At 75.2% G+C, this 18870-nt stretch carries 1 protein-coding gene; it reads left to right on the forward strand.

Annotation, left to right across the window (positions count from 1 at the left end; genetic code table 11):
- Positions 1 to 116 precede the first annotated feature (116 nt).
- On the forward strand, positions 117 to 18869 hold the full coding sequence (locus ACIQNG_RS21760) for an amino acid adenylation domain-containing protein (RefSeq protein WP_401487035.1): 18753 nt from the start codon (positions 117 to 119) through the stop codon (positions 18867 to 18869).
- Position 18870 lies beyond the last annotated feature (1 nt).

An 18870-nucleotide genomic window follows, 5' to 3' on the forward strand; every position in this document is an offset into this window, starting at 1 on the left:
GCACCCCCACCCCAGGCGTTCCCCGAGGCACCCTGGGATTTAGGTAACCCTTACCTTAGTATGTCGCCGACCCCCGGCCCAGGGCCGGGAACGACCTGCTGGGGAGGCACGCGAACGTGTGCGGTTCCGAGGAAGTTCTGTCCTACTGGCGGCGGACGCTCATCCCGCTCCCACTGGAGCTCTCACTCCCGACCGACCGGCCCCATCCACCGGAGGCCGCCCCGGACCGGGAGACCCGCACCCTCGCCGGCCTCCCCGACGCCCCCGACTCCCAGCTCCTCGCGGCCTTCCTCGCCCTGCTGCACCGCTACAGCGGGGCCACGGATCTCACCGTCGGCCATGACGGACTCCCCCTGCGGGTCTCGGTCGACCACGAGCCGACCTTCCGGGAACTGACCCTGCGGGCGCACACGGTGTGGGAGGACGCCCGGACCCACCGGGTCCCCCTGGAGCTGCTGACCGAGGAGCTGCGGCCGGCCCCCACCCGTGGCGGCGCCCTCTTCTGCAACACGGCCCTCGCCACCGCGGACCGGCCCGCGCCCGACCCGGCCGGCGCGCTCGACCTGCGGCTCGACGTGGACGCCGGAACCGCCCGGCTCACCTACGCCCCGGCCCTGTTCGACGCCGCCACCGCGGACCGGATCCTCGCCCACTACCGCACCCTGCTCACCGAGGCCGTCGCCCGCCCCGACACCCCGGTGGCCCGGCTGCCGCTGATGCCCGACGACGAGTACCACCAGGTCGTCCACGGCTGGAACGACACCGCGCACACCGTCCCGGCGAAGACCTGGCCCGCCTTCTTCGCCGAGCAGGTCCGCACCCGTCCGGACGCCGTCGCCCTCGTCCTCGCCGACGAGCGGCTGACCTACGCCGAGCTGGACGAGCGCGCCAACCGGCTCGCGCACGCCCTGCTCGCGCGCGGGGCGGGTCCGGAGCGGATCGTCGCGCTCGCGCTGCCCCGCTCCACCGACCTGATCGTCGCCGAGGTCGCCGTCCTCAAGTCGGGCGCGGCCTACCTCCCGATCGACCACGACTATCCGGCGGACCGGATCGCGTACATGCTCGGGGACGCCCGCCCGGTGTGCATGGTCACCACCGCGCAGACGGCACGGGACCTGCCCGGCGAGGACGGCATGGCGGTGCTGGAGCTGGACTCCCCCGCCGCCTCGGCCGAGTTGGCCACCCGCCCGGCGCACGACCCCACCGACACCGACCGGGGCGGCCCCCTCACCGTCCTGCACGCCGCCTACGTCATCTACACCTCCGGCTCCACGGGCCGCCCCAAGGGCGTCGTCCTGGCGCACAGCGGGGTGGCCAAGCTGCTGGCGACCCAGAGCGAGCGGTTCGGGATCGGGCCGCACAGCCGGGTGCTCCAGTTCGCCTCGCCCGGTTTCGACGTGGCGTTCTGGGATCTGTGCCTCGGTCTGCTCTCCGGCGGCCGGCTGGTCGTCGTCCCGGCCGAACTGCGCGTACCGGCGGCCCCGCTCGCCGACTACGCCCACGCGCACGGCATCACCTTCATGATCCTGCCGCCCGCGCTGCTCGCCGCGCTGCCGGAGGACGTGCGGCTGCCGCCCACCGCCACCCTGCTCGCCGGCACCGAACGGGTCTCGCCCGAACTGGTGGGCCGGTACGCGCGCGGACGGATGATGTTCAACGCGTACGGCCCCACCGAGGCGACCACCAACTCCACCCTCGGCCGGTGCGACCCGGACACCCCGGCCGGTGCGATCGTGCCGATCGGGGTGGCCGACCCGGGCACCCGGGCGTACGTCCTCGACGCCCATCTGCGGCCGGTGCCCGCCGGGGTCACGGGAGAGCTGTATCTGGGCGGGGCCGGACTCGCGCGCGGCTACCTCGGACGCCCCGACCTGACCGCCGAGCGGTTCGTGGCCGACCCGTTCGGCGCCCCCGGGGAACGCCTCTACCGCACCGGCGACCTGGTGCGCCGACGCGCCGACGGACGCCTGGAGTTCCTCGGCCGGGCGGACGCGCAGATCAAGATCAGGGGCTTCCGGATCGAACCCGGCGAGATCGAGTCGGTGCTGCGCGGGCACCCCGCCGTCGACCAGGTCACCGTCGTCGCCCGCGAGGACCGCCCCGGCGACCGCCGCCTCGCCGCCTACGTCGTCCCCGCCCTCGACACCCCCGGCGCGCCCGACGCGGAGACCCAGGTCGAGGAGTGGCGGGAACTCCACGAACTGCTCTACAGCGCGGCCGGGACCGAGAGCTTCCGGGAGAACTTCGCGGGCTGGAACAGCATGTACGACGGTACGCCGATCCCCGTCGAGGAGATGCGTGAGTGGCGGGCGGCCACCGTGGAGCGGGTCCGGGAGGCCGGTCCGGCCCGCCGGGTGCTGGAGATCGGGGTCGGCAGCGGACTGATCCTGTCCCGCGTCGCCCCGGACTGCGAGTCGTACTGGGGCACCGACCTCTCGACACGGGCGGTCGCCGCGCTGCGCGCCCAGGTCGCCGCCGACCCCCGGCTCACCGGCAGGGTCGAACTGCGCGCCCAGCCCGCGCATGTGAGGGACGGACTGCCGGTCGGGTTCTTCGACACGATCGTCGTCAACTCGGTCGCCCAGTACTTCCCGAGCGCCGACTATCTGCGCCGGGTGATCGGCGACGCGGCCCGGCTGCTCGCCCCCGGTGGCCGGATCTTCCTCGGCGACCTGCGCAATCTCCGGCTGCTGCGGACTCTGCGGGCCGCCGTAGAGACCCGGCGGGCGGGCGGGAGCGACGACAAGAACGCGCTGCGCGCGGCCGTGGAGCGCTCGGTGCGCTGGGAGGGCGAGCTGCTCCTGGACCCCGACTTCTTCGGCGGCCTGGACGGTTTCACGGCGGACGTCCGGCTCAAGCGGGCGCTTCGGCACAACGAACTGAGCCGGTACCGGTACGACGTCGTGCTGAGTCCGGCCCCGCCCACCGCCCTCCCGGACGGGCGGGAGACCCCCTGGTCGTCGCTCGGCGGCCTCCCCGGCCTCGCCGACCTCCTCGCCTCCCGGCCGCCGCGCGTACGGGTCACCGGGGTCCCCAACGCCCGCCTCACCGACGACCTCGCCGACCTGTGGCGGCTGGAGGGCAGCGGCCATCAGGCGGCGCCCGGCGCCGACCCGGAAGAGGTCGCCGCCCTCGCCGGGGAGTACGGCTACGCCACCGCCCTGACCTGGACCGGCGGCGCCGACGACGGCGCCTTCGACGCCGTGCTCGCCCTGGACGGCCCGGTCACCGGCGCCTACCGCCCCTCCGGCGGCTTCCCGCACGCCAACCGTCCGGCGCCCTTCCGTGACGTGGCGGCGCTGATGCGGACGCTGCGCGCGCACGCCGCCGAGCGGCTGCCCGACCACATGGTCCCGTCGGCGTTCGTGCCGCTGCACGCGCTGCCCGTCACCCCGAGCGGAAAGATCGACGCGCGGGCGCTGTCCGTCCCCGACTACGCGGCGCTCAGCTGCGGCCGCCCGCCGCGCACCGCCCGCGAGCGGCTGCTGTGCGGGCTGTACGCCGAGGTGCTCGGCCTGACGTCGGTGACCGCCGAGGACGACTTCCTCGCCCTGGGCGGCGACAGCATCAGCGCCATCCAGCTCCTCATCCGGGCCCGGGAGTCGGGACTGCGGCTGACCGCCCGGGACGTGTTCCGGCACCGGACGGTCGAGGCCCTGGCCCGCGCGGCCGTGGACCGGGCCGCGGAGGGGGACCTCGGTGAGCCGGAGCCCCTCGTGACGCTCGACGCCGCCGAACTGGCCGAGATCCAGGGCGCCCGTCCCCTCCCCGTCGAGGAGGTGCTTCCGCTCTCCCCGCTCCAGCAGGGCTTCTACTTCCACGCGCTGACGTCGGCGGACGCGTACACCGTGCAGCAGGTGCTGGACCTCACGGGTCCGGTCGACGGCCCCGCCCTGCGCCGGGCCGCCCAGCACCTCCTGGACCGGCACGCGCCCCTGCGGGCCGCCTTCCGCGGCCGTCCGGACGGCACCCCGGTCCAGATCGTCGCGCGCTCCGTCGAGCTGCCCTGGCGCGAGGTCGACCTCACCGCGCGGGAGAGCGCCGTACGGGAGTCGCTCGGCGAGGAGATCGCGGCCGAGGAGCGGGCGGCGGGCTTCGACCTGGGCGCGCCCCCGTTGATCCGCTGCGCCCTGATCCGGCTGGACGAGCGGCGCAGCCGACTGGTGCTGACGTTCCATCACATCGTCGCGGACGGCTGGTCGCTGCCGGTGCTGCACCGCGAGCTGCTGGCCTGCTACGGCACCGACGCACCCCCGCTTCCCGCCGTCACGCCCTACCGCGACTTCCTGCGCCGCCTCGCCGCACAGGACCGGGAGGCCGCGCGGGCGCGGTGGCGGGCCGCGCTCGCCGGGCTCGACGCACCGACCCGGCTGGTCGGGGCACCGGCCGAGGACACCGTCGTACGGCCGGCGCACGTCAGGGTGGAGCTGCCCGAGGAGATCACCGCACGGCTCGGTGAGCGGGCCCGGGAGCACGGAGTCACGCTGGGCACGGTCGTCCAGGCGGCCTGGGGGCTGCTGCTCGGCCGGCTCACCGGCGGCGAGGACGTGGTGTTCGGCACGACCGTCTCCGGCCGGGACAGCGAGGTGGACGGCATCGCCGGCATGGTGGGCCTGTTCATCAACACCGTGCCGACCCGGTTCCGCTGGACGCCGGGGGCGCGCCTCGCGGAGCTGCTCACCCGGCTCCAGGAGGAACAGGCCCGGCTGCTGGACCACCAGCATCTCGGGCTCGCGGAGATCCAGCGGCTCGCGGGCCACGCGGGGCAGGGCGAACTCTTCGACACGCTGGTGGTGTTCGAGAACTACCCCGCCGCGACCGGCCTCGGGGACGCCACGGGCCGGGTGCGCATCACCGGGGACGCCTTCCACGACACCGTGCACTATCCGCTCGCCCTGGTGGTCAAGCCCGGGCGGACCCTCGATCTGCGGCTCAAGCACCACACGGACCGGCTCGACGGCGCCTTCGTGCGCACGCTGGGCGAGCGGCTGGTCCGGATCCTGTCGGCCGTCGCCGCCGACCCGTCCCAGGTCGCGGCCTCCGTCGAACTCCTCTCGCCGGACGAGGCGCTCGGCGCCCATCCGGCCGGTGAGGAGCGGCCGGTGCCGGTGACCACCCTGGCCCGGGCGTTCACCGCGCAGGTCGCCAGGACCCCGGACGCCGAAGCGGTGGTCTTCGGGGACGACCGGCTCACCTACGCCGCACTCGACGCGCGGGCCTCGGGGCTGGCCGCCCGGCTCACCGCCCGGGGCGCCGGGCCCGGTGACGTCGTCGCCGTCGCCGTGCCGCGGTCGGCGGAGCTGATGGTCGCGCTGCTCGGGGTGCTCAAGGCGGGCGCGGCCTATCTGCCGGTGGACCCGGACTATCCGGCGGACCGGGTGGCCCACATGCTCGCCGACTCGGGTGCGCGGATCGTCGTCGCCCTCGGCGCGAGCGCGGGACGGCTGCCGAAGACCCCGGGGACGGAGGTGCTGCTCCTCGACGCGGACGAGGAGCAGCCGGGGCCGGCGGTCGCCGGGTCCGCGCACCCCGACGATCCCGCCTACCTCATCTACACCTCCGGCTCCACCGGCCGTCCCAAGGGTGTGGTCGTCACCCATCGCGCCGTCGTGAACCGGCTCGCGTGGATGCAGGGCGCGTACGGGCTGGGCCCGGACGACCGGGTGCTCCAGAAGACGCCGTCCAGTTTCGACGTGTCGGTGTGGGAGTTCTTCTGGCCGCTGCTGGAGGGCGCCGCCGTGGTCCTCGCGCGCCCGGACGGGCACCGGGACCCGGCGTATCTCGCCGGACTGGTCCGGGACCGCCGGATCACCGCGCTGCACTTCGTGCCGTCGATGCTGGAGGCGTTCCTCCGGTCGGACGAGGTGACGGCGGATCCGGCCTGGACGGCGTCGCTGCGGCAGGTGTTCAGCAGCGGCGAGGCACTGCCGACGGCCGCCGCGCGCCGCTGGCACGAGCTGACCGGGGTCCCGCTGCACAATCTGTACGGCCCGACCGAGGCGGCCGTGGATGTCACCTTCCACCCGTACCGCGAGGACGAGGGCACCACCGTGCCGATCGGCCGGCCGGTGTGGAACACCGGGCTGCGGGTGCTGGACGGATGTCTGCGGGCGGTGCCGGACGGGGTGCCGGGCGAGTTGTATCTGACCGGTGTCCAGTTGGCCCGTGGCTATCACGCGCGGCCGGCGCTGACGGCCGAGCGGTTCCCGGCCGACCCGTACGGACCGCCCGGCACCCGGATGTACCGCACGGGGGACCTGGTGCGGCGCCGCGCCGACGGGGTGGTCGAGTACCTCGGCCGCACCGACCGGCAGGTCAAGCTGCGCGGCAACCGGATCGAGCCCGGTGAGATCGAGGCCGCGCTGACCGCTCTGCCGCAGGTGGCGCAGGCGGCGGTCACGGTACGGGACGACACGCTGGTGGCGTATCTCGTGCCGGCGGCGCCCGTCGCACCGGCCGAGGTGCGCGACGCGCTCGCCGACCGGCTGCCCGCGCCGATGGTGCCGGGCGCCTGGGTGGTGCTGGACGCCCTGCCGCTCACCCCCAGCGGCAAGCTCGACCGGGCCGCGCTGCCCGCGCCGCAAGCCGTCCGTACCACCGGGCGGGCCCCGCGCACCCCGCGCGAACGGCTGCTCGCCGATGTGTTCACCGCTGTGCTGGGGGTCCCCGACGTCGGCGCCGACGACGACTTCTTCCTGCTCGGCGGGGACAGCATCAGCTCGATCGCCGTGTCGAGCCGGGTCCGGCGGGCGGGTCTCGCGATCGATCCGCGCGATGTCTTCGAGCACCGCACCCCCGCCGCGCTCGCCGCCACCGCCGCGACCGTCACCCCCGCGTCGGCCGCCCCTACCGTCCCCGCCACCGAATTCACCCTCACCGACGAGGAACGGGAACGCGTCGAGCGGCTGGCGCCGGGCCGGATCGAGGACGTGTGGCCGCTCGCCCCGCTCCAGGAAGGGCTGTTCTTCCACTCCACGTACGACGACAGCGGCCTCGACGTCTACACCGTCCACGAGTCGTTCGACTTCGCCGAGCCCGTCGACACCGGGCGGCTGCGGGCGGCGGCCCGTGCCCTCCTGGACCGGCATCCGAGCCTGCGCGCCGGGTTCACCAGTGACGGGCTGCGCCAGCCGGTGCAGTTCATCGTGGGCGGGTCCGGGATCCCGCTGACCGAGGTGGATCTGTCGCGGCTCGCGCCGGACGCCCAGGACCTGCGGCTGCGGGAGCTGATGGACGAGGAGCGCTCCCGCCGCTTCGACCTCTCCCGTCCGCTGCTGTTCCGGATGCTGCTGGTGCGGCTGGGGGCCGGGCGCGGGGACCGGCTGGTGATCGGCCGGCATCTGATCCTGTGGGACGGCTGGTCGGCCTGGCTCTTCCTCGACGAGTTGTTCGCGCTGTACGAGAGCGGCGGCGACCCGGCGGGACTGGCCCGGCCCGGCTCCTACCGGTCCTACTTGAGCTGGCTGGAACGCCAGGACGACGGTGCGGCGACCGGCGCGTGGCGGGCGGCGCTCGCCGGGTTCGAGGAGCCGACGCTGCTGGCGCCCGCGGTGTCCGACCGGGGCCTCGAACCGGTGATCCCGCGGCACCTGGACGCGGTCCTGGACGACGGGACCGCCGCGCGGCTGCGGGAGACCGCCCGGCGGCACGGGCTGACGCCCAACACCGTGCTCAACGCGGCCTGGGGTTTGGTGCTGGCCGGGGCGACCGGCCGCACGGACATCGCGTTCGGCACGACGGTCGCCGGACGGCCCAGCGAGGTCCCGGACGTCGAGGACGTCATCGGCATGTTCCTGAACACGGTGCCCGCGCGGATCGCGTTCGACCCGCGTGAGCCGGTGCTCGCGCTGCTGCGCCGGATCCAGGGCGAGCGGCTGGCGGTGATGCCGTACGAGTATCTGGGGCTCGGGGTGCTCCAGGCGGAGACCGGGCACCGGCGGCTGTTCGACACGCTGTTCGTGCTGCGCAACGCCGACACCGACGAGCGCCTCGCCGGACTGCGGGCGCGGCACGGGGCGAGAGCCGTGGCCAATGTGGACGCCACGCACTACCCGGCCAACCTGGTGGTGACGCCCGGCGAGCGGGTCCGGGTCACCCTCGCCTACCGGCCCGATCTGCTGGAAGGGCCGTACGCGCAGCGCCTGTTGGACCGGTTCGTGCTGCTGGTGGGCCGGATGGTCGCCGATCCGTCGGCGGCCGTGGGCTCGCTGGACGCGCTGCTGCCCGCCGAGGCCGCGGCGCTGGCCCGGGAGGACGCCGGGCAGCGGCAGCCGGTGCCCCCGGAGACGGTGGCCGACCTGCTGGCGGCGCAGGCGGCCCGGACGCCCGACGCGACCGCGCTCGTCTTCGGGGCGCGGACGGTGACGTACGCCGAACTCGACGCGCGCTGCAACCGGATGGCCCGGCTGCTGATCGCGCGGGGCGCGGGGCCCGAGCGGGTGGTGGCGCTGGGGCTGCCGCGCTCGATCGACATGGTGGTGGCGCTGTTCGCGGTGCTGCGCACCGGGGCCGCGTATCTGCCGCTGGAGCTGGACCATCCGGCGGGGCGGCTGTCGGCGACCCTGGCGGACGCCCGGCCGCTGCTCCTGCTGTCCACGGGCCCGGTGTCCGCGACGCTGACCGGGGACACACCGAGGGTGCTGCTGGACGACCCGGCGGTGGAGGCGGAGCTGGCGGGGCTGGCGGCGGACGCGGTGGAGGTGTCGTTCAGCCTGGACCACCCGGCGTACGTCATCTACACGTCCGGGTCGACGGGCCGTCCCAAGGGGGTGGTCACGCCCTATGTGGGGCTGACGAACATGCAGCTCAACCATCAGAAGGAGATCTTCGCCCCGGCGATCGCGGCGGCGGGCGGGCGACGGCTGCGGATCGCGCACACCGTGTCGTTCGCGTTCGACATGTCGTGGGAGGAGCTGCTCTGGCTGGTCGAGGGCCATGAGGTGCACATCTGCGACGAGGAGTTGCGGCGGGACGCGACCGCGCTGGTGGCGTACTGCGAGGAGCACGGGGTCGACGTGGTGAACGTGACCCCGACCTACGCCCATCTCCTCATCGAGGAGGGTCTGTTGGAGGGGCATCGGCCGCCGCTGGTGCTGCTGGGCGGCGAGGCGGTCACCGAGAGTGTGTGGAACACCCTGCGGGACACGGAGGGGACGTACGGCTACAACCTGTACGGCCCGACCGAGTACACCATCAACACGCTGGGCGGCGGCACCGACGACAGTGCCACACCGACCGTCGGCCGGCCGATCCGGGCCACCCGTGCCCGGATCCTGGACACCTGGCTGCGGCCGGTGCCGGACGGGGTGGCGGGTGAGCTGTACATCGCGGGCGTCGGTCTGGCCCGGGGCTATCTGGAGCGGCCCGCGCTGACGGGTGAGCGGTTCGTGGCCGACCCGTTCGGTCTGCCGGGTGAGCGCATGTACCGCACCGGGGACCTGGTGCGCCGCCGCCCGGACGGCAATCTGGACTTCCTCGGCCGTACCGACGACCAGGTCAAGATCCGGGGCCACCGGGTGGAGCTGGGTGAGATCGAGAGCGTGCTCGCCCAGCATCCGGAGGTGTCCCAGGCCGCCGTCCTCGCCCGGGACGACACCGGCGCGCCCGGCACCCGGCGGCTCGTCGGCTATGTCGTGCCGGCCGAGCGGGACGCCGAGGCCGAGCGGGAGGCGGAGCGCGAGCAGATCGGCGAGTGGCGGGAGATCTACTCCGCCGAGTACACGGAGATCGGCACGGCCCTGTTCACGGAGGACTTCGCGGGCTGGGACAGCTCCTACGACGGCACGCCCATCCCGCTGGAGCACATGCGCGAGTGGCGCGAGGCCACCGTCGAACGGATCCGTGAACTGCGCCCCCGGCGCGTCCTGGAGATCGGAGTCGGCTCGGGCCTGCTGCTGTCCCGGCTCGCGCCGGACGCCGAGGTGTACTGGGCGACGGACTTCGCGGCCCCCGTGATCCGCAAGCTCGGCCAGGAGATCCAGGCGGACCCCGACCTGGCGGGCAAGGTCGAACTGCGCTGCCGGCCCGCCGAGGTGACCGAGGGGCTCCCGACCGGCTTCTTCGACACCGTCGTCATCAACTCGGTCGTCCAGTACTTCCCGAGCCTGGACCATCTCCACACGGTGATCCGCGGCGCCCTGGGGCTGCTCGCGCCCGGCGGGGCGCTCTTCCTCGGCGATGTGCGCGACCTGCGCCAGGCCCGCCTCTTCCAGACCGGCGTCCAACGCGCCCGCGCGGCCGAGGACATGGGTCCGGAGGCGCTGCGCCGGGCCGTGGAGCGCGGTCTGGCCCTGGAGAAGGAACTCCTGGTCGACCCGGACTGGTTCAGCACGCTCGGCGTGGGCGTGGAGCTGCGCACCAAGGCGGGGCGGCATCACAACGAGCTGACGCGCTACCGCTACGACGTCGTCCTGTACGCCGACGACCGGGACGGCGTGCCGCTGGACGACGCCCCCGAACTGCCCTGGGGCGACGGACTCGCCGCCCGTCTGGACGGCGGCGGCCCGCTGCGGGTGCGGCGGATCCCGGACCCTCGTACGGAGGCCGATCTGGCGGCGCTGCGCGCGCTGGAGGCGGGCCCGCCGCCGGAGCCGGGCGTGGAGCCGGAGGAGGTACGGCGGCTGGGGGCGGCGCACGGCTACCGGGTGCTGACCACCTGGTCCGAGGAGCCGGGCGCCTACGACGCGGTGTTCGTGCCGGCGGACCGGCCGGGCCGCACCTCGGGCCTGTACCGTCCGCGCGCGGAGCGGGGCGGCGCCCCGTACGCCAACACCCCGACCGCCACGCGCGGGCACCACGCGCTGGTGCGGCGGCTGCGCGACGACCTGGGGCGGCGGCTGCCCGGTTACATGGTCCCGGCGGCGTTCGTGGTGCTGCCCGGGCTGCCGATGAACGACAACGGCAAACTGGACGCGCGGGCGCTGCCGGACGCCGAGCCGGCGGTGGCGCTGTCGAGCGGGCGCGGTCCGCGCACCCCGGTGGAGGAGGTGCTGTGCCGGCTCTTCGCCGAGGTGCTGGGGTTGCCGCGCACGGGCGCGGAGGACAACTTCTTCGAGCTGGGCGGGCATTCACTGCTGGCGACCCGGCTGATCAGCCGGGCGCGCACCGAGCTGGGGGCGGAGCTGGCGATCCGGGACCTGTTCGAGGCGCCGACGCCCGAGGCGCTGGCGTCGCGCGCGGATTCCGGTCCTTCGCCGCGTCCGGTGCTGGCGCCGGTGGCCGGGCGGCCGGCCCGGATCCCGCTGTCGGCGGCCCAGCGGCGGCTGTGGCTGGTGGAGCGGATCAGCGGCGGCGTGGCCTACAACTTCCCGCTGGTCGTCCGGTTGCGCGGGCACCTCGACCTGGACGCGCTGCGGGCGGCCCTCGGCGATGTGACGGACCGGCACGAGGTGCTGCGGACCCGTTTCCTGGAGGCGGACGGCGAGCCGTACCAGTGGATCGCGGCGCCGGGTGAGGTCGCCCCGGCGTTCACGGTCGGGGACTGCGCGCCGCAGGAGCTGGCCGCGCGGATCGAGGAGATCCAGCGCCGCCCGTTCGACCTGGCGGCCGAGATCCCGCTGCGGGCGGAGGTGCTGCGGATCGGCCCGGAGGACCGGGTGGTGGCGCTGGTGCTGCATCACATCGCCACCGACGAGTGGTCGGACCGGCCGTTCCTGACCGACCTGGGCACGGCGTACACGGCCCGGTGCGCGGGCCGGGCGCCCGGCTGGGAGCCGTTGCCGGTGCAGTACGCCGACTACACCCTCTGGCAGGAGACCCTGCTGGAGCGGACCGGCGCGGAGCAGCTCGCGGGCTGGACCGAGGCCCTGCGGGGGCTGCCGGAGGAACTGACGCTGCCCGCCGACCGGCCCCGGCCGCAGGAGCCGACCGGGCGCGGCGGCACGGTCCGCCTCGATCTGGACGCGGACACCGTGGCGGCGTTGCGGGCGCTGTCCTCGGCGACCGGCACCAGCATGTTCATGCTGTTCCAGGCGGCGACGGCGGCGCTGCTGCACCGGCTGGGCGCGGGGGACGACATCCCGCTGGGCTCCCCCATCGCGGGCCGCACGGACGCGGCCCTGGACGATCTGGTCGGCTTCTTCGTCAACACGCTGGTCCTGCGCACCGATCTGTCGGGGGCGCCGACCTTCCGGGGGCTGCTGGGCCGGGTGCGGGAGACGGCGCTGGAGGCGTTCGGGCGGCAGGACCTGCCGTTCGACCGGGTGGTGGAGGCGGTGAACCCGCCGCGTGCGGCGGGCCGCAACCCGCTCTTCCAGGTCATGCTCGGCTACCACTGGCGGCCCGACGGCGATCCGCGGGTGCTGGGGCTGCCGACCGAGTGGTGGGAGATGGACACCGGGGCGGCCAAGTTCGACCTGCACTTCACCTTCGTGGACGAGGTGGGCCGGGGCCGGCTCGGGCTGCTCCTGGAGTACGCGGCCGACCTCTACGACGAGTCGACCGCCACGCACCTGGCCGGGCGGCTGGCCCGGCTGCTGGACCAGGTGGCGGCCGATCCGGACCGTCCGGTGCGGGAGCTGGACGTGCTGGCCGCGGACGAGCGGGCGGCGGTGCTGACCGGCTGGAACGACACCGGGCACGACGTCCCGGCCGTGACCCTGCCCGAGTTGTTCGCCGCGCAGGCCGCCCGCACCCCCGACGCGACCGCCCTGGTCTTCGAGGACGAACGGCTCACGTACGCCGAGCTGGACGCGCGGGTGGAGCGGACGGCGCGGGTGCTGGCCGGGCTGGGGGTGCGGGCCGAGCGGACGGTGGCGGTGGCGCTGCCGCGCTCGGTGGAGCTGGTCGTCGCGCTGCTGGCCGTGCACCGCGCGGGCGGCGCCTATCTGCCGCTCGACCCCGACCAGCCCGCCGAGCGGCGGGCGCTGATGGTCGAGGACGCCGCCCCGGTGCTGGTGATCGCCGACGCGCTGCCGGAGGGTCCGGAGGGCGAACCGCCCGCGGCGTACGACCCCCGGACGACCGCGTACGTCCTGTACACCTCGGGTTCCACGGGCCGTCCCAAGGGTGTGGCCGTGCCGCACGCGGGCATCGCCAACCGGCTGCTGTGGATGCAGGACGCCTACCGGCTGACGGCGGACGACCGGGTGCTCCAGAAGACCCCGGCCGGGTTCGACGTGTCGGTGTGGGAGTTCTTCTGGCCGCTGATCACCGGGGCTGCGCTGGTGGTGGCACGGCCGGACGGGCACCGTGACCCGGCCTACCTGGCGGCGCTGATCCGGGACCAGGGGGTCACGACCGCGCACTTCGTGCCGTCGATGCTCCAGGCGTTCCTGGAGGAGCCGTCGGCCGCCGGATGCGCGGCGCTGCGGCAGGTGATGTGCAGCGGGGAGGCGCTGCCGGTGCCGGTGGCCCGGCGGTTCCACGCGGTGCTGTCGTGCGCGCTGCACAATCTGTACGGGCCGACGGAGGCGTCCGTGGACGTCACGGCCGTCGAGGTGCCGCCGGGCGCCGGGCGGGTGGTGATCGGCCGTCCGGTGTGGAACACCCGGGTGCTGGTGCTGGACGCCGCGCTGCGGCCGGTGCCGCCGGGGGTGGCCGGAGAGCTGTATCTGGCGGGGGTCCAGCTCGCGCGGGGCTATCTCGGCCGGCCGGGGCTGACCGCCGAGCGGTTCGTCGCCGACCCGTACGGTCCGCCCGGCAGCCGGCTGTACCGCACGGGCGACCTGGCCCGCTGGACGGCGGACGGCACCCTCGACTTCCTCGGCCGCACCGACGACCAGGTCAAGCTCCGGGGGGTGCGGATCGAGCCCGGCGAGATCGCGGCCGTGCTCGGCCGGCACGACACCGTCGGTGCCTGTGTGGTCGTCGCGCGCGAGGGGCGGCTGGTCGGCTATGCCGTCCCGGCAGCGGGGCGGGCCGTGGACCCGGTGGCGCTGCGCCGCCATGCTCTCGCCGCGCTGCCCGAGCACATGGTCCCGGCGGCCGTCGTCGTCCTGGACGCGCTGCCGCTGACCCCCAACGGCAAGCTGGACCGCCGCGCGCTGCCCGCGCCCGCGTTCACCGGTTCGGCGGCGGCCGGGCCGCGCTCGGCGCGCGAGGGTGTCCTGCGCGCCCTGTTCGAGGAGGTCCTGGGCGTCGAAGGGGTCGGCGCGGACGACGACTTCTTCGCGCTGGGCGGCCATTCGCTGCTGGCCGTACGGCTGGTGGCGGGGGTGCGGGAGGCGTTCGGCACCGAACTGTCCCTGCGGACGGTGTTCGACGCGCCGACCGTGGGCCGGCTGGTGGAGCGCCTCGGCGACGGCGGGGCGGGGACCCGTCCGCCGCTGACGGTCCGGGACCGCCCCGAGCGGCTGCCGCTGTCCTTTGCCCAGCGCAGGCTGTGGGTGCTGTACCAGGTGGAGGGGCCGAGTCCGACGTACAACATCCCCTCGGTCTGGCGGCTGACGGGCGCGCTGGATGTCGGGGCGCTGCGGGCCGCCGTCCAGGATGTGGTGGCGCGGCACGAGACGCTTCGGACGGTGTTCCCGGACGAGGGCGGGACCGCGTATCAGCGGGTGCTGGACTCGGCCGTGGTGCCGTTCGAGGTGACGGAGGTGGACGAGGACGCGCTGGCGGAGCGGCTCGCGGAGGCGGCGGCGTACGGGTTCGCGCTGGACCGGGAAGCCCCGCTGCGCGTCCAGGTGTTCCGTACCGGCGAGGAGCGGTGCACGCTGCTGCTTCTGCTGCATCACATCGCCGGGGACGAGTGGTCGCAGGAGCCGCTCCAGCGGGATCTCGCGGTGGCGTACGCGGCCCGTGCGGCGGGGCGGGCGCCCGGGTGGGAGCCGCTGCCGGTGCAGTACGCCGACTACACGCTCTGGCAGCGTGCGGTGCTCGGTGACGAAGCGGACCCGGAGAGCCTCGCGGCCCGGCAGCTCACCCACTGGCGGCAGGCCCTGGCCGGGCTGCCCGAGGAACTGAGCCTGCCGGTGGACCGGCCGCGTCCGCTGGAGGCGACCTATCGCGGCGGCGCGGCCGATCTGTCGCTGGACGCCGAACTGGCCGCCCGGGTGGAGCGGTTGGCGCGCGAGAACCGCGTCACGGTCTTCATGGTGCTCCAGAGCGCGGTGGCGGCCCTGCTGACCCGGCTGGGCGCCGGGTGCGACCTGCCGATCGGCAGCCCGATCTCCGGCCGTACGGACACCGGCCTGGACGACCTGGTCGGGTTCTTCCTGAACACGCTGGTGCTGCGCACCGACACCTCCGGCGATCCGACCTTCCGGGAGCTGCTCGCCCGGGTCCGGGAGACGGACCTGGCGGCCTTCGACCACCAGGACGTGCCGTTCGAGCGGCTGGTGGAGGTGCTCAACCCGGTGCGCTCGCTGGCCCGGCATCCGCTGTTCCAGGTGATGGTGGTCCATCTCGCGGCCGACGGCGGCGCGAGCGATCCACTGCCCGGGGTGGAGTCCGTCCGGGCCGAGGTCGACGCCTCCACCGCCAAGTTCGACCTGTCCTTCGACTTCGTGACCCGCGCCGACGGGGACGGCATCGACGGGGTGCTGGAGTACAGCGCCGACCTGTTCGACCCCGCCACGGCCCGCTCCTTCGCGGACCGGCTGCGGCGGATCCTGCGGGCGGTGACCGCCGACCCGGACCGCACGCTCGGCCGGATCGACCTGCTCGCCCCCGACGAGCGGCGGGAACTGGTCGCCGGCCTGCACAGCCGGCCGCCGCTGGCCGCGCCGACGACCGTGCCCGCGCTGTTCGAGGAGCGGGTACGGCTCCACCCCGCGCTCCCGGCCGTCGCGTCGCAGGGGGTGGAACTGAGCTTCGCCGAACTGGAGGCGGAGGCCAACCGGCTGGCCCGGGTGCTGGTGGAGCGCGGCGCGGGACCGGAGCGGTTCGTGGCGCTGGCCCTGCCGCGCACCGCGCGCTTCCTGGTGGCCGTGCTCGCGGTGCACAAGGCGGGGGCCGCCTATCTGCCGCTCGACCCGGACGCGCCCACCGGACGGACGGCGGAGGTACTGGCCGACGCCCGGCCGGTGCTGACCCTGACGGCCCGGGAGCTGACCGCCGTACTGCCGCCGGACGTGCGCCCGCTGGTGCTGGACGATCCGGCCACGGCGGCGGAGGTCGCCGCGCGGGACGCCTCGGCGCTGACGGACGCGGACCGGTCGGCCCCGCTCAGCCCGCGCCATCCGGCGTATGTCATCTACACCTCCGGCTCCACCGGCCGCCCCAAGGGGGTGGTCATCACCCATGAGACGCTCGGTCACCTCTTCCACAGTCACCGCGAGACCCTGTACGCCCCGGCGGTCGCGGCGGCCGGGCGGCGGCATCTGCGGGCCGGGCACGCCTGGTCGTTCTTCTTCGACGCGTCCTGGCAGCCTCAGCTGTGGCTCCTGGACGGGCACTGTGTGCACATCGTGTCCGAGGAGGTGCGGCGCGATCCGGAGCTGACGGCGGCGGCGGTGCGGCGGCACCGGTTCGACTTCCTGGAGGTCACCCCGTCGTTCTTCGCGCAGATGGCGGACGCAGGGCTGCTGGACGGCGACGACTGCCCGCTGACGGTGGTCGGGGTCGGCGGCGAGGCGGTGCCGATCGCCCTGTGGCGGCGGCTCGGGGCGCTGCGCGGGACGGCGGCGTTCAATCTGTACGGGCCGACCGAGTCCACGGTGGACGCCCTGGTGGCGCGGGTCTCGGACAGCGAACGGCCGCTGGTGGGGCGGCCGGTGGCCGGGACCCGGGCGTATGTGCTGGACGGGCTGCTGCAACCGGTGCCGTCCGGGGTCACCGGTGAGCTGTATCTGGCGGGCGGCGGACTCGCCCGCGGCTATCTGGGCGCCCCCGGGCAGACCGCCGAGCGGTTCGTGGCCGATCCGTTCGGCCCGCCGGGCTCCCGTCTCTACCGCACCGGCGACCTGGCCCGCTGGAGCGCCGACGGACGCCTCGACTACCTGGGCCGGGCCGACGACCAGGTGAAGATCCGCGGTTTCCGGATCGAGCCCGCCGAGATCGAGGCCGCGCTGAGCGGCCATCCGTCGGTCGCCCAGGCGCTGGTGACGGTGGACCGGGACGGGACCCGGGCGCGGCTCGTGGCCTACGTCGTCCCCGCGCCCGGCGCCGTGCCGGACCCGGCGGGGCTGCGCGCCCATGTCGGCGGGCGGCTGCCGGACCACATGGTCCCGGCGGCGGTCGTGGCCCTCGACCGGTTCCCTGAGCTGGCCAACGGCAAGCTGGACCGGGCCGCGTTGCCCGCGCCGGACTTCTCGGCCCTGTCCTCCGGGCGCCCGCCCGCGACACCCGCCGAGGAGGCGCTGTGCGCGGTCTTCGCCGAGGTGCTGGGGCTGGAACGGATCGGCGTGGACGACGACTTCTTCGCCCTCGGCGGCGACAGCATCGTGGCCATGCAGCTCGTGGGGCGGGCCCGGGCGGCCGGGCTGCGGATCACGCCCCGGCTGGTGTTCCGGCACCGTACGGTGGCGGCGCTGGCCTCGGCCGCCGAGCCGGCCGGGGGCGCCGCGGCCCGCCCGGTGGACGACGGCACGGGCACGGTCCCGCTGACCCCGGTGATGCACTGGCTGCGGGAGCTGGGCGGCCCGTTCGCCTCGTACCACCAGTCGACGCTGGTCCGTACCCCGGCCGCGCTGGACCTGCCCGCGCTGACCGCCGTGCTCCAGGCGCTCGCGGACCGGCACGATCTGCTGCGGGCCACGCTGGTGCGGCCCTCGCGCGAGGCCACGGAGGACTGGTCGCTCCAGGTGCCCGCGGCCGGGGCGGTCGACGCCGCGTCCTGGATCGAGCGGGTGGCGGTCGCCGGGCTCGGCCCCGAGGAGCTGGGCGCGGCCGTACGGCACCACGCGCACGCGGCGCGGGCGCTCCTGGACCCGGACGCCGGGGTGATGGTCAGGGCGGTGTGGTTCGACGCCGGGGACGCCCCCGGGCGGCTGCTGCTGATGGCGCACCACCTGGTGGTGGACGGGGTGTCGTGGCGGGTGCTGCTGCCGGACCTGGCGGCGGCCTGGCGGGAGGTGTCCGCCGGGCGGCCGGCCCGGCTCGCGCCCGTGGAGACGTCGTTCGCCCGCTGGTCGCGGCTGCTGACCGAGCTGGCCCGGGATCCGGCGCGGGAGGCGGAGTTGCCGGTGTGGACGGCGATGTCGGACGGCGAGGCGTTCCCGCTGCTGCGGGCGCCGGACCCGGCGCGTGACACCGCCGCCACGGTCCGGGAGGTCGCCCTGCGGCTGCCGCCCGAGCACACGGGTCCGCTGCTGTCCTCCGTGCCCGCGGCCTTCGGCGCCGAGGTGAACGATGTGCTGCTGGCGGCCCTCGGGCTGGCGGTCGCCGACTGGCGGCGCCGCCGCGGCGGCTCCGGGACGTCGGTGCTGGTCGACCTGGAAGGGCACGGCCGGGAGGAGGAGCTGGGCGGGGACGGTGTCGATCTCTCCCGTACGGTCGGCTGGTTCACCAGCGTGTACCCGGTCCGCCTCGATCCGGGTCCGGTCGATCCGGCGGACGCCTTCGCGGGCGGCCCGGCGGCCGAGGAGGCCGTGCGCCGGGTGCGGGACGGGCGGTCGGCGCTGCCCGGGAACGGGGTCGGGTACGGGCTGCTGCGGTATCTCGGCGCGGGCACGCGCGAGGTGCTGGCGGGGCGTGAGCCGGCCCGGATCGAGTTCAACTACCTGGGCCGGTTCGGGCTCCCGGAGGAGACGGACTGGTCGTACGCGCCGGAGGAGGAGGCGGCGGACATCGGGCCGGAGCCCTCGATGCGGCTGGGTCACGCGCTGGAGATCAACGTGGTGACCGAGGACCGGGCGGCCGGGCCGGTGCTGGCCGCGCACTGGTCGTACGCGGAAGGACTGCTGTCCGGGGCGGCGGTGCGCGATCTGGCCGAGACCTGGTTCCGGGCGCTGGAGGGGCTGGTCGCCCGGGCCGGACGGGCCGGGTCATGAG

The sequence above is a fragment of the Streptomyces sp. NPDC091377 genome, assembly GCF_044757045.1.
Taxonomy (GTDB): domain Bacteria; phylum Actinomycetota; class Actinomycetes; order Streptomycetales; family Streptomycetaceae; genus Streptomyces.